12 protein-coding genes are annotated in these 12,815 nt (G+C 57.9%); 7 read left to right on the top strand and 5 right to left on the bottom strand.

Annotated elements, in window-relative coordinates:
• Nucleotides 1-35: 35 nt before the first annotated feature.
• Together PL640_RS09975 and PL640_RS09970 are read right to left on the bottom strand one after the other, a co-directional pair.
• On the bottom strand, nucleotides 36-464 hold the full coding sequence (locus PL640_RS09975; protein WP_269699110.1) for a hypothetical protein: 429 nt from the start codon (nucleotides 462-464) through the stop codon (nucleotides 36-38).
• 8 nt (nucleotides 465-472) lie between these two features.
• Nucleotides 473-2,425, bottom strand: a complete 1,953-nt coding sequence (locus PL640_RS09970; protein WP_161991339.1) for a BTAD domain-containing putative transcriptional regulator — start codon at nucleotides 2,423-2,425, stop codon at nucleotides 473-475.
• A gap of 172 nt (nucleotides 2,426-2,597) precedes the next feature.
• On the opposite strand from PL640_RS09970, the gene PL640_RS09965 reads away from it, so the two are divergent.
• From PL640_RS09965 to PL640_RS09950, 4 genes are all read left to right on the top strand, one after another.
• Nucleotides 2,598-3,089: a hypothetical protein gene (locus PL640_RS09965; RefSeq protein ID WP_271361738.1), complete on the top strand. Its 492-nt coding sequence runs from the start codon at nucleotides 2,598-2,600 to the stop codon at nucleotides 3,087-3,089.
• Nucleotides 3,090-3,215: 126 nt separating this feature from the next.
• Complete coding sequence (locus tag PL640_RS09960) at nucleotides 3,216-3,584, top strand: hypothetical protein (protein WP_271361737.1); 369 nt, start codon at nucleotides 3,216-3,218, stop codon at nucleotides 3,582-3,584.
• A gap of 38 nt (nucleotides 3,585-3,622) precedes the next feature.
• A complete protein-coding gene (locus tag PL640_RS09955) occupies nucleotides 3,623-3,970 on the top strand; it encodes a hypothetical protein (protein ID WP_271361736.1) in 348 nt (115 codons plus the stop codon).
• A gap of 135 nt (nucleotides 3,971-4,105) precedes the next feature.
• Entirely contained in the window at nucleotides 4,106-5,020 is a 915-nt protein-coding gene (locus tag PL640_RS09950) for a TIM barrel protein (RefSeq protein ID WP_271361734.1), read from the top strand.
• Nucleotides 5,021-5,099: 79 nt separating this feature from the next.
• On the opposite strand, the gene PL640_RS09945 is transcribed toward PL640_RS09950, so the two are convergent.
• Nucleotides 5,100-6,497: a family 16 glycosylhydrolase gene (locus PL640_RS09945; protein WP_271361732.1), complete on the bottom strand. Its 1,398-nt coding sequence runs from the start codon at nucleotides 6,495-6,497 to the stop codon at nucleotides 5,100-5,102.
• 215 nt (nucleotides 6,498-6,712) lie between these two features.
• Here PL640_RS09945 and greA point away from each other — a divergent pair, with 215 nt between their 5' ends.
• The gene (gene greA, locus PL640_RS09940; protein WP_271362090.1) at nucleotides 6,713-7,195 is read left to right on the top strand and encodes a transcription elongation factor GreA; all 483 of its coding nucleotides are present in this window, start codon (nucleotides 6,713-6,715) and stop codon (nucleotides 7,193-7,195) included.
• A gap of 17 nt (nucleotides 7,196-7,212) precedes the next feature.
• Here greA and PL640_RS09935 read toward each other — a convergent pair whose 3' ends face one another.
• Complete coding sequence (locus PL640_RS09935) at nucleotides 7,213-8,595, bottom strand: O-antigen ligase family protein (protein WP_271361731.1); 1,383 nt, start codon at nucleotides 8,593-8,595, stop codon at nucleotides 7,213-7,215.
• 136 nt (nucleotides 8,596-8,731) lie between these two features.
• Nucleotides 8,732-10,072, bottom strand: coding sequence for an SGNH/GDSL hydrolase family protein (locus tag PL640_RS09930; RefSeq protein WP_271361729.1), 1,341 nt, complete (start codon nucleotides 10,070-10,072; stop codon nucleotides 8,732-8,734).
• Nucleotides 10,073-10,492: 420 nt separating this feature from the next.
• On the opposite strand from PL640_RS09930, the gene PL640_RS09925 reads away from it, so the two are divergent.
• Both PL640_RS09925 and PL640_RS09920 read left to right on the top strand, forming a co-directional pair.
• On the top strand, nucleotides 10,493-11,641 hold the full coding sequence (locus PL640_RS09925) for a glycosyltransferase family 4 protein (RefSeq protein WP_271361728.1): 1,149 nt from the start codon (nucleotides 10,493-10,495) through the stop codon (nucleotides 11,639-11,641).
• A 54-nt stretch (nucleotides 11,642-11,695) separates the two neighbouring features.
• Complete coding sequence (locus tag PL640_RS09920) at nucleotides 11,696-12,796, top strand: glycosyltransferase family 4 protein (RefSeq protein ID WP_271361726.1); 1,101 nt, start codon at nucleotides 11,696-11,698, stop codon at nucleotides 12,794-12,796.
• Nucleotides 12,797-12,815 lie beyond the last annotated feature (19 nt).

Here is a 12,815-nt window from a genome sequence, read left to right as displayed (position 1 = left end):
GAGCACCGGCACCGGTCAAGGCTGCGGAACCGCGATCAGGGTGCAGAGTTGGCGTCGTCGGCAAGGATGGCGTCGAACAGCTCGCCGGTGATCGAACCCGCCGGACCGACAGCCTTCAGCGCCGCGCCGATCGGCGCCTGCACCATGCGGTTGAAATCCCAGCCGGCGTCGGTGACTTCACCGATAAAGGCGAAATCGGCTTCGGAAACCACGGCACCACCGGCGACGAGGGCTTCGATGCCCTGGATCTGGACCTGGTCCAGTTCAGCCTCGGGCTGGCCGTCCTGGCGGACGAGCATGGCCTTTGCCGCGGCTGCGACGCGTGCATAGCCGTCCACGCCGGGGTGGCTGGCTTCATAGGCCGCAATCGTCTCATGAGATACGGACGCAACCCTGAGCGGCGTCGTGCGAATGAAAAGAACGCCGAAGCCCTTTTTTCCAACAATGAAGAAATGCGAGGACATAAAATCTCCTATTTGATCCCAGCTAATCGAAGTGCGTGATAGAATTTTTCATTCGCTATCGGGTCACGGTCTGGAGAAAGGCTGCTGATCTCCCTCGCCGACATACCCGGATAGTTTTCCTGAAGCCTGCCGCCGGTTTCCCGGGCAGCGGCCAAATCGCCATGCAACGCGTGGCTTGCGGTCAGCACCCGCAGGGCCGGCTCGTCATTTTCCATTCGCGCGCATAATTCCACCGCCGCGCCGTAATCCTCGCGCTTGAAGGCGATGCTGGCGCCTGCCCACCAGTAGATATCGGGTGCGAGCGGGTTGAGATCGATCGCCTGCTGGAACTTCTCCCAGGCGGTCTCGGCATCGCCAAAGTGGGCAAGTGCATCCGCATGCTGGAGCAGGAGATCGGCGGAGTTGGGCGCAAGCGCCTCCGCCTCGAAGAATTTTTCGGCGGACATGTCGAAATCCCGCTGGTAGAGCGCCACCACGGCGCACATCCAGTGGCCAACGCCGAGGGCAGGGTCGATCTCAACGGATGCGTCAGCCTCCGCCTTGGCGCGGTGCAGCAGGTGAGGGTCGTTGCCGCCCAGCATCAGCCATTCCAGCTGCAGGCTCTGCGCCACCCGGGCGCGGGCGACGGCCATGCTGTGATCGAGATCGACGGCTCTGCGGAACATCGAACGGGCTCGGCGCAGAAGCGGCAGGTCGCATTTGCCGCGCAGGAGCTGCTGGCCCTCCAGCAATTGCCGGTAGGCCTCGCCGCTGTGGTTCCGGTCGGGTTCCACCTGCAGCCGCTCGATCTCGCGGGCAAGCGCCGCAGCCACCTGTTTGGAGAGCAGACGAAAGGCGGTGTGGATGTGCCGCTCGGAGAGGACCACTTCCAGCGACCAGACGATTTCACCGGTCGCTTCCTCGATCAGCGCCACTGACATGCCGGTATCGTCGAAAACCGACGACATGATCCGGTAGTCGGCCCGCAACATGGCATAACCATCATCGGCCCGGTCCCGCGAGAGCGCAAAGGTGCTGTGCGGCGAAAGGACGGTGAAGGTCCGGTAGCGCACCAGGCTGTTGGCCACATCCTCGATAAAGGCGTGCATGACCGGCGATGCCGGCAGCCCGTCCACCCGCGCGGGCAGGCCGAAGGCGACGCGTGGTTTCGCGGTCGCTTTTCGCCGGCTGGCTTCGTCCGGCTCGGCGGGGGTGGTTATCGTTGAGGCGAGGCTCTGTATCCGGCGTCTCAGCGCCACGGTCTCGGCTTCCGGCGAGCGTGCCTCCTGACGCAGCTGCTCCAGCAACAGCCCGAACATGCCCTCGCAGGCGCTGATATTTCCGATCCGCGCATAGGCGGCCATGGCGGCGCGGTAGGTTTCCTCGCGCTCCGGCTCGATCTTGCGCGCGCATTCGGCAAGTCTCGCGATATCGTTGGAGCTGGCGCGGCCAAAGCGGGTCAGCTCCTCCAGAAGCTGCGTGTAGCTCGAAAAGAACAGGTCCTTGAGACGGCGACGTTCCGACAACAGCCAGAGGTAGAGATGATCCTGCCCGGCATCCAGCCCATCCAGCAGATCGCCGCCGAATTCAAGCAGGGCCTGCAGCCGCCGCATCGGGTCTTCGGTTCTCGCGCCGGCAAGGAAGATCGCAAGGTCGGTCCGCTGTGCCAGCTTTCCGGCCTTCAGGTCGTTCCCTTCGGTCAGAAGGATGGCCTCGTCTTCATTGGGCAGCTTCTGAAGGCGCAGAATGAGCTGACGTAAATTGCCGAGTGCGCGTTTCTGCTCGACATTTTCCCACAGGAGCGATGCGGCGGACTGGCGGGAAAGCGACTGGTTGGGCGCAAGAATGAGGGCGGCTATCAGGGCAAAACCCTTGGACGGGAAAAACGCTTCCCTCACCGCGTCACAGCGCGGGGTGCCAAAAAGCCTGATCGGTATCAGTTCAGCGTTCCCAGCCACTTTCGTCCCCTCATGAATCATCATCTAACAACGTGTCCGGGAAATTGAAAGTCATCATAGCGTTCCATTTGACGCTGGTGTGACGCGGCCTGCCTATTGTCGCAAACAGAAGCATGAAAGACGGGCGGAAAACAGCGGACATGCAGCGGGCAGGTATCGGGAAATTTCGAAATTGATAGCGTTCAACGGAAGCTACATGGCGTTCGAGCCGCGTATTGAACCTTACCAGCGTGCCGACGATGTCGGTTATGCGGTCAGCGAATTCATGTGGTTCAAGGGCCGTCCGTTCTATCCGGTCTCCGCGCTCGTTCATGCGAAAGTTGCCCATGCCAGACTGTCGGCGGAAAAATGCGAGGACGAGGACGAAGACAACCTCGATATCCTCTTCCGCATGCCATTGGTGGCGGGCGGGCATTTTTTCGAGATCGTGCTGCGTTCGAACGAGGGCACCTCTTACGGTGGCTGGTTGTGGGGAGAAGAGCTGGAAATCCTCAACGAATTCGTCAACGGCTATCGCGTGCTGGCGGGAAAGTTCGAAGGCAGGCTGATCCGGTTCGAATATTCAAGGCGGTTTCAGCGGTATCGGACGGCCGAGCCGCTGCCGGTCGAAAAATCTGTCTTCCTGATCCAGCGGGAGGCCAAGCCTTACGCGGTCAGGCGCGATTTGCCGGCAGGCCCGGCACGGTGATTACCGGGGCGCTTTTGCGTTCAGGGGGAGGCAAAGGCATGGGGGAATACCTGGTCGGTCGATGCGCGTGAACTGCGCATATCGCTGACATATCAGGCAGAGCCACGGCTTTGTCCGGTATTACAGGTGAATATTTTTATTTTTATTGTGTGGAAAATTATGATGCCCAATCGAAGTAACATGCGTAACAGGCGGGTGTCATCGCAACTTCTGGCGGTGAATTACGCTTCCGGCGACGGCGCGCTTTCCAATGGGGAGAGCGTCGACGATGAGCCGTCTGTATCAATGCGCAACGACAGGCTTTATGTCGTAAGCGAACCGGACATCAAGACGTCATCTCCGGCGCGGGGCGGACGGGGCGAAGAGACTCCCGGCGTGGCCGAAATCAGCAACACCGTCGTCGATTCCGATATCAGGGCTGCAAAATGGGCCTGGGCGGTTTTGGCGATTGCGCATTGCTGGCTGATTTATTTCATGGTGTACAATCTCGGCTGAGCCGCTCACCGCGGTGAAGCTATCAGCCAAGTTCACCGATGCCGTGCAGAATCATCGCCGCCGCGCCAAAGGCCACGGGGTTCGTCGCGACGACTTCCGGCAGCAAGACCTGCGGCTGTATGATCTTCACGCTGGTGCGAGATCGCGGCATGCCGCGCGACAGGTTCTTCTTCTCCTTTTCCGAAGATATGCGCCGGTGCCTGGCCGCCGCCGCATGTGAGTTTCGCAAGATGATGACGCTTGATATCGCCAAGTCGCCCTCGCTGGCGGTGGCGGTGCACCATGCCCCGATCATCGAGAACACGCCGGCGCAGATGCGCAAACCCGGACTTGTCGCGGCATGCCGCAAGGCCGGTCTCGAAGTCATGGTATTACCGCGGAGATGACGTCGACCTTCATAATGAGATCGCATTAGCCGGAGTAGACTACGCCAATATCGATCGCCCGGATTTGTTCGATACGGCGCGGCGTGCCGCGCGGCTGCCTGAACTAACATAACCTTATCTACTGGAGATGACGACATGACAAATCTGATTGGTACCGGTTTCAACGCCGGTTCGGATAACGGCGAACTGGCCACCCTTGAAAGCGATCTGCGCGCACTGGCCGAGATTGGCTGCGACACGGTGGAAATTGCGGCGACCAGCCTCGACATGATCGCCGGTGGCCGCATCATCGAAGAGCGTGCCGATCGTTTCGTGGCGCTCGCGAAAGAGTTCGACTTCCGCTACACCGTGCATGGTCTGGTTTCGTCCAATTTCATGGACCCTGTGACTTGCCGTTACCAGATCGATGCCGCCAAGGCGCTCGCTGTCCTCTGCGACCGTATAGGCGCGGGCATCCTCGTCCAGCATAGTGGCGCGCTGCGTGCCGACCAGATTGCCGAGCGGGCCGATGCCGATGCCCGTGAGCGCGAAGCACTGTTCGAACTTGCGGAATTCTGCAAACCCTATGGCGTGCGTATCGCGCTTGAGAATATCTTCTCCACCGAACCCGGCCAGTATCGTCAGACCCCGGCCGAGGTGGCGGCGACCGTGAAGGCTGTTGGTCACGACAATGTCGTGGCGCTGATCGATTTCAGCCATGCCTATCTCGAATCCACCTATCGTGGTCTCGATTTCCGCGAGCAGCTTCGTGCCATGGCGCCCGTTGCCGGCCATCTGCATGTGCACGATTCCTTCGGCAGGCCGCAGGGCTTCTACGAGGCCTATTTCACACAGGAAAATACCGCCCTTGGTATCGGCGATCTGCATATGCCGCTCGGCTGGGGTGATATCGAGTGGGAGAGCATCTTCTCGGAACTGACATTTCTGCCGGAGACGGTGCTGATGATGGAAATCGGTCGTCGTTACCGCGCCGAGCAGCCCGCAAGCCTGAAAACCGCCAAGCATCTCATGTCGCTTTACGCCGCCCGGACACAGCTTGCGGCTGAGTAAGGCCTTCGAACAAGGCGCAGCCTGCAAAGGCTGATGTCTGCAACGCCGGCAGTTCTGGATGCGACTGCCGGCGTTTTTATCAAGCGGCCCAGTCGGACAGCGAATAGGCCCTGATGTAGTCGATCATCATCTGCGAGCCATCGCTGAAATCATTGGCAGAGGGCGTTCCCGCCATGCCGCCGACGGCGAGATTGACGACCATATACATGGGGTCGTGCATATCATCAGGCGTATCCGTCTGCGCCACCGCGACATCATCGAAATACCAGGTAATATGTTCGGCATCCCACAACACACCATAGGTGTGAAACCCTTCCGTGCTCGGCACGCTGACATTGTTGATGACCGATGCCTGTTCACCGGTGGCGTTGGAATGGGTGGACATGATGAGCGTGTTGGGATTTTGCCCGCGCATTTCGATGACATCAAGTTCCGGCGGCCAGGATCCGTCCTCCGGCAGAAGCCAGAAGGCCGGCCATGCGCCGCGGTCGGTCGGCATATCGGCGCGGATTTCGAAATATCCATAGGTCTGGCTGAAGGAGGAATAGGTGTTCAGCATGCCGGAGGTATAATCGTAACCCTCGACCTCATCTGCGACCGATTGTGCCGTTTCCGCAGCGGTGATGGTCAGTACGCCGTTTTCGACGCTGAACGGGTTGACCTCCGACGTGCCGGCATAGGCAGGGTTGATATACCATTGCGCCTCGCCATTCGTCGTCAGCGAACTTCCCTTTTCCGGAGCCCACCAATATTTGGCATCCCAGGTTCCCTGATCGCCGCTGCGCAGCGAAAGCGCATCGAATTCATCGGCAAAGGTCTGGGTCAGGGATGAGCGGTCGAGACTGAGCTCGAACTGGTCGGCCTGAAGGTCGTCGATGGTCGTACCGGCAACAACCACGGCTTCGCCGTTCGAAAAATTAAGCCACAGATCGCCGCCTTGCTGCGTGGCATTGCTGACGAGTTGATCGAAGGATGTGATGCCGTAACCGTTGAGCCGGATCGTATCGTTGGCGCTGAAATCCATGATGAGATCGGTGCCGTTGCCACTGGTGAAGACGAAGGTGTCTGCACCACCGCCGCCGATCAGCACGTCATTGCCGGCTCCGCCATCGATCGTCTGGCTGCCCGATCCACCGGTGATGATGTTATCGAGCGAGTTCCCGAAAGCATAACGGCCGTCGCCCGTCACCCTGAGATTCTCAAAATTGTCGGGCAGGGTGTAGCTCATCCAGGTATCGATCGTGTCGATGCCTTCCCCGGCATTTTCTACGGCGCGGTTGATGCTGGAATAGAGATAATAGATATCATCGCCCGTGCCGCCCGCCATCGTCACATTGACGGAACTGTCACCCCACATGGAATCATTACCACCGGTGCCGGTGAGCAGTGGACCGGAACCCGTGGCTGAGAAAAATCCGGTGGAACTGTCGCTATAATAGAGCGTATCCCCAAGCGCATTCACTACTGTCCGGGCCATTGCTGTCTCCTGTTCGTTAGCGTTGGTGTCCTCACTCCTCCTGCAAGACAACCTAGCAGGGCAAAAAGCCTCCTGTTAGAGCCAGAAATGAGGGGTATGTTCCCTCTATGCGGGTTTCTGAATGTTGCGCTCTTGCTCCGTCACGGGGAGCAATGGCAAAACTGGACTGGAGAGAGATGCCCATGCGGTATCTCAACGATTTGGAGTGCCAAGGATTGAGCGTAGCCTTTACCAAGGAAGACAGTGCCGAAACAGCAGCCGAAACGGTTCTGCCCGATCGGGTGATTTCGCCGCATCCCAATCTGGTGACCGAAGCCGGACTGAAAGCTCTGGAACTGCAGTTGCATGCGGCGCGCGAAGCCTGCGAAGTGGCCAACGCTATTGAGGACATCAATGAAAGACGGCGGCTTTCCGCTAGCCCCCTGCGCGACATCAGGTATTTCGCCGAGCGTGTCCGCACCGCTCAACTCATGCCGCACCCGCCTGCGGATGGCATTGTCGCCTTTGGCAGCCTGGTAACCTTCAGCCGCGATGACGGACGGACGCAACAATTCCGGATTGTCGGTGAAGACGAGGCTAACCCTGCTGCGGGATCAATGTCTTATGTTTCCCCTGTCGCCCGGGCGTTGATGGGGAAGACGGCCGGTGATCTGGTCAGTTTGGGTGGGAAGGAAATTGAGATCGTCGCGGTTGCGTGAAGCTTCATGCGGCGGCCTCAGGTGGACTGTGTTGTCACCCGAGTTTCTTCATTGGCTATTCCTGTGATGCGCAGCATCTTATTTTTCAGAAAAAGCCTGAAGTCCAGATCGATGAAAGCATATGCGAGAGCAAGGCCGACATGGGCCATGAAGACAGGATTGAAATTCAGTTCTTCAAATTGATAGCCGATAATGACTCCGATTGCCGAATAGGTAAAAAAGCTGATTTTCCGCTTCCGGAAAATCGCATAAACAAGCGCAAACGCGCCAAGAAAACAAAAGCCGATGCCAGATGCGTAGGCGGTGGCCAGAAAGCCGTTATGCGGTGTGCCGCTATGCGATATTGCCGATAATTCCTGACTCCGTGCGGTGAAACCGACGCCTAAAGGATGATTGAGCATCACCTGAAAGCCGCCGATGAGCGTCCCCAGCCTTTCCTGCACATTGTTGCTGCTGTTGCTGTCTTCCACAAAACGCTTCGAAAATGCCTGTTCTGCGAAATCGAATACGCCCAATGGCAATACCGAGGCGAGGACAAGGGCGGAAAGAGCGAAACCGAAATATGTGCTGAGCAACATCCTGATCGAGAAATTTCTGATATAGAAATAGAGCCCGATGGCGAGAACGGCAAACACGCCCGACCGGTTGAGCGTGAGTGTGAAACTTGCCAGATAGACAAGCAGAAACACGGCGAACAGAACCGGACGCCGGTAGCGCTCCGCAAGATATGCGGCTGCCGCGCCGGCAAGGGCAAAGGCAGGGCCGGCTGTGTTGCCAACCGGCCAAATTCCGCCAGCCTTTTCGACACGCAAGAGCAGCGGACTCATTTCACCTTTTGCAGCGGCTTCCAGGACGGCGGCTTCATCGAATTTGAATGACAGGCCGATGGAGGCCAGCTGGTCATGTATGAAGATGTCCAGAAATAGCAGGATCGTCACTGCAACGAAGCCCGCAAACATGCCCCAGCAGAACAGCTCGAGAAGGTTCTCCTTGAACAGAAGATAGGCGAAAAACAGAAAATAGACGGCGTAAAAATAGGTCATCGCCGTCGTGTAAAATTCTCCTTCGCCGCGATCATCGGCAAAGCCAGCTGAGAGCACGAAAAGCAAAGTGAGCGGGACAAGGTAAAACAGAAGGATGGAAGGTGTCAGGCAACGAATGTAGAGGAGGGCAATGACGGGCAAGGTCATCAGCACCAGCATATCGGTAATGTTGAGAAAGCGCAGGCCGAGATTGCTGGTCAGGACATTGCATTGAATGAAAAAGCCAATAAAGAAAACAAAGATCGACAGGAAGTGACCGGGAACCCCTATTGTCCTTGAAGGATAAAGGGGCATCGCCACGATAAAAGCCGGTAATGGCGACGGATGCGATGACACCATATTTGCACGTCTGGTCATTCGCGGCCTGTATCTTTCACTGGCGGACCTGAGACGGCCCTGTTGTTAGGGTACCATCATTGCGAGGCAGGGCGATGATGGCGACGGATAGTGGTCTTGACGACATCGTCGTGCAAGACGGAATTTTCTCTGTCTTTCAGCCGCTCAGATTGCCTTTGGGCATGGCACCTTCCACGGCGATTACTCTCTGAATGTAAAGCGGTTCGTTGGAGCTGGGTGGGCTGGTGCCAAAGGCTGGTATTATTCTTAGATAAAATGAGTAGCCATCCGGGCTGATATCGGGGTCGATGGAGATTCCGTTTGCTGTTGCCCACATCCAGCCGCTGTTCACAGAACTGCTCGCATTCGAAAATTGCAGGGCTGAACAACTGATGGTCCTTGTCGCTCCGACGCTTTTCGTAACCAGCGTGATATAAGGTGGACGTTGCTCCGCGCTGTTTTTGTAGAGAATCGCAAAGGATATGGTTTTGCCGATTATCGCCGCTGCCTCTGCATTCCGCACATAATGAAACAGTGCGGCCGACTGGCTGCCATTGGCGCGCAAGGCGAGACTGTAAGCGAAGGATGGGGAAAAGGTAGTGTCGGTGCTTTTGACGACGGTGCCGGGCGCGCTCAGGTTCCAGCCTGCCGGGGCAGAGCCTGACCACTCGGTGAAATCTCCGTTGGCGATGAGATTTGCAGCAGGGAGCTTCGGCCAGCACGGTGTCTGAAAGCCGCTATCTGGTGCCGAAGCCAGATAGGAACCGAACAGAGTGCGGGCAATGAGCTGTGAGCCGGCATCGTTCGGATGGATGTTATCCCGGTAAAGGGTTGCGTCCTTACCCTTTGCCACAAATGCTGCATGTGTATCCACCAGCGTCAGCTGCGGGTGGGATCGAGCCACATCAAGTATTGCCTGATAGACCTTGTCGTAATCCGTACTGTCGCGCCAGGGGTTCTGGGTGGTAATGAGTTGCGGTGTGCCGGGCCATTGCCATTCAGTCATGCCGAGTGGCCCCAGCAGTGCAGATCGTCCGGAACTTAAGATGCCCCCTGGCGTCTCGAAGCTCTGCATATTGTGACCATGATGCAGAATGCAAAGATCGGGGCGTGGAATCCTCAGCGCCGCCGCGCGCTGGTCTGCAAGCATGTAGCCTGCCATACCGCCAGGCAGCGCCGCGAGATAGACCGTGAGCGTTGGACCCTCACCGGTGTTGCGCAGCGTGATCGGATCGGCGTAAGCTTTTGGTCCGGTCGCGGCATTTATCTGCCATTCGGCCCAGCGGTACAATACGACCTTTGCATTGTGAAGATCACCAAGCATCGAGGCGAACTGCTGGAATGGTCCACCGTCGGCATAGGCGGTGCTGTCCCCGTTCACGAAGATCGTGGCGTTCTGGCCGGTGGTCAGGCGTGCGCGCAAAGGCGAAAGCGCGTTCAGGGAGGGGACGATGGCTGCCCTGTTCCCGGGAATAATGCCGAGCGTCACGCCGATCATGCCGACACCTCTTCCGTTGCCGGCATATATATGCATATCTTGCGTTTGAGCGGTGTCATCGTTCGTTCTCCTGGTCTGGCGCTAGGATAACCCCACAGTAAGATCCGGGGAAAAGGCGCCAGGAGCGGAACGCTGAACAGCGATAAAATTAAACGTCATGAAATTTTCTTCGATTTCTTCTAAAATATTTAAATTGATTATTATTTTTTATTTCGCGCGGGCTAAAATATAAATCCGCATAAAGGTTTGAATGTCTTTTCTTTTAATCGCAAGTAAACGTAGCCATTCTTATACCAGATCGACGCGGGAAGATATCCCTGCTATTGTCGCCTGCGCCGAACTTTTTTACCGGGTGCCTGGTCATGCCCGTCATTGCGGGCCAAGGCTCCTTCAGGGTATGTGCGTGTCGCAGGTTAGTGCATGACATCCGCGCTTTTTGTCAGCCATACCGGAGAGAAGGGTGGCGCCGAGCTTTTCCTCACCGATCTCGTCAAGGCTGGGCCAGATTCCTGGCGTGCCTGTTTCCTCAGTGGCGGTGGTGCTGCCGAGGATCTGGCGGCGGCCGGCAGACCTCCGGTTCTGTTGTCGGCCGGGGAAAAAATGTTGTCGATCCGCCGCGATTCATCATTCGGTGCTATGTTGCGCGGCGCGGCCGACGTGGCGGCGGTTGCCTGGCAGTTGAGCCGGCAGGCAAGGCATTACGATGTCATCTGCGCCAATTCGCAAAAGGCGCTTTTTGTCTGCGCGCTTGCGGCGAAACTCAGCCGCCGTCCGCTCGTCTGGATTTTGCACGATATCGTCACGGATCCCGCCTTCAGTTCCGCCAATCGCCGTGCTTCGTTGGCCTTTGCCCGATATTTTGCAAGGCTGGTGGCCGTTAATTCCGAGGAAACCGGCCGGGCCTTCGTTGAAGCCGGCGGCGAGGCGGAGAAGGTCCGTATCGTTTATAATGGCTTTGATCCTGCAATGGCGGTGTCATATGACCCCGCAAGAGCTACACGGCTGCGTGGGGAACTCGGCCTTGGTCCACAGCCGATCGTCGGGTTGTTTGGCAGGCTGAGCGAATGGAAAGGCCAGCATGTCTTTCTGGAGGCGATTGCGGCGATGGATGGTGTCCAGGCCATCATCGTTGGTGGAGCGCTTTTTGGGCAGGAAGCCTATGAGACGCGCATCCGCGAGCAGGCATCCCGCCTTGGCCTTGATGGTCGGGTCCGTTTTCTCGGCTTCCGTTCAGATGTGCCGGAATTGATGGCGGCTATGGATGCTGTTGCCCATACTTCGATTGTCGCTGAACCTTTTGGCCGGGTAGTGGTCGAAGCCATGATGTGTGGCCGGCCGGTTGTCGCCACACGCGGCGGCGGGGTGACCGAAATCATCAGGGATGGCGAAACGGGTCTTCTCGTGCCGCCGGGTGACGCGCCGGCGCTTGCCGCCGCACTCGGCTGCATCCTTTCGCACCCGGCTCTGGCGGAAAGGTTGGCGCAAAAGGGGCGGGAGGATGTGAGCCGCCGATTTTCGCTGGAGGAGACCTGCCGTTCGGTGTCCGCGCTGCTATCGGAAGTGGTGTGAGGCGGAGCTGGTGATCGATCCGGATAGACAGTGTGGGTAAGCGGAAAGGCCAGGATGCGCATTCTCGTAAATATGCCGAGCCAATATGGCGGCAAGCCGTCCGGCGTTGCCCGTGTGACCTTCAGCCTCTTGGAACAGCTATTGGATCAAACGCAGGATGACTACATTTTGCGATCGCCCTGGACGCGGGAGCAACTGCCTGAAAACCTGCGCGACAGCCGTTTGCAACTGCTGGAGATACCGCGACCGCGTATCATGGTTCTCGATGTGCTGCGCCAGGCCGCTACGCTGCCCGCACTTTGCCGTCGGCACGATATTGACGTGCTGTTCAATGCCGATCCATTTGGAAGTCCTCTCGGCGGTAAACGGCGGGTTACCCTTGTTCACGATCTTTATTTCAAGACCATTCCCGAACAGATCGGTTGGCGGGCGACCTTGACGACCGATTTCATCTTTCGCTTGATGATGGCAGGTTCAGATCGGATCACCTGTGTGTCCGAAGCGACACGAAGAGACCTCGCCCACTTTTATCCTGCCGCTGCCGGCAAAAGCCTGACGATTCATTCCGACAGCACGTTGAAAGTCGATCCCGAGATTGCTGGCAGCGCGCGGCCAGTGCCAGGGCCTTATATACTAGCGGTCGGAAACGCGACGTCCAACAAGAATTTCATCCTTCTGGGCAAGGCGTTTGCGCGGCTGGGCAAGACAATGCCGACGCTGCATGTCGTTCATGTCGGCCGTGACGATGCAGAGGAAATCGGCAGCGTGCTGGGCGACCCGGAATTGAAGGCACGGCTGATCCGGCTTTCCGGCATAGATGACCGGCAATTGGCCGAGCTTTACCGCCACGCTGCCTGTCTTTGTGTGCCCTCTACCTATGAAGGTTTTTGCCTGCCGGTGCTGGAGGCACAGCAACTGGGATGCCCGGTCATTTGCTCCAACCGCTCTGCCACGCCTGAAATCGCTGGCAAGGGGGCCCTCACTTTTGATCCTGCCGATGTTGACGGCCTTGTCGCGGCACTGGAGCGGCTTTTTCGGGAGCCGGATCTGGCGGGCAATCTTCGCGAGGCGGGTTATGAAAACCGCGCGCTATATTCATGGCGGAACGCTGCGGACAGCTATGTAACGCTCTTTCGTGAGATTTCCCGGCGTTAACAACATGCACTCCTTTCGG

It is taken from the genome of Agrobacterium sp. ST15.16.024 (genome assembly GCF_027956545.1).
In the GTDB taxonomy this organism is placed as follows: Bacteria; Pseudomonadota; Alphaproteobacteria; order Rhizobiales; family Rhizobiaceae; genus Agrobacterium; species Agrobacterium cucumeris.
This window is presented reverse-complemented; position numbering and strand designations above follow the sequence as displayed.

Coding starts and splice junctions, on each gene's coding strand:
- PL640_RS09925 (WP_271361728.1), top strand. CDS start 10,493: ATGACATCCGCGCTTTTTGTCAGCCATACCGGAGAGAAGGGTGGCGCC.
- PL640_RS09935 (WP_271361731.1), bottom strand. CDS start 8,595: ATGACCAGACGTGCAAATATGGTGTCATCGCATCCGTCGCCATTACCG.
- PL640_RS09945 (WP_271361732.1), bottom strand. CDS start 6,497: ATGGCCCGGACAGTAGTGAATGCGCTTGGGGATACGCTCTATTATAGC.
- PL640_RS09950 (WP_271361734.1), top strand. CDS start 4,106: ATGACAAATCTGATTGGTACCGGTTTCAACGCCGGTTCGGATAACGGC.
- PL640_RS09920 (WP_271361726.1), top strand. CDS start 11,696: ATGCGCATTCTCGTAAATATGCCGAGCCAATATGGCGGCAAGCCGTCC.
- PL640_RS09975 (WP_269699110.1), bottom strand. CDS start 464: ATGTCCTCGCATTTCTTCATTGTTGGAAAAAAGGGCTTCGGCGTTCTT.
- PL640_RS09970 (WP_161991339.1), bottom strand. CDS start 2,425: ATGATGATTCATGAGGGGACGAAAGTGGCTGGGAACGCTGAACTGATA.
- PL640_RS09965 (WP_271361738.1), top strand. CDS start 2,598: ATGGCGTTCGAGCCGCGTATTGAACCTTACCAGCGTGCCGACGATGTC.
- PL640_RS09955 (WP_271361736.1), top strand. CDS start 3,623: ATGCCGTGCAGAATCATCGCCGCCGCGCCAAAGGCCACGGGGTTCGTC.
- PL640_RS09930 (WP_271361729.1), bottom strand. CDS start 10,072: ATGATCGGCGTGACGCTCGGCATTATTCCCGGGAACAGGGCAGCCATC.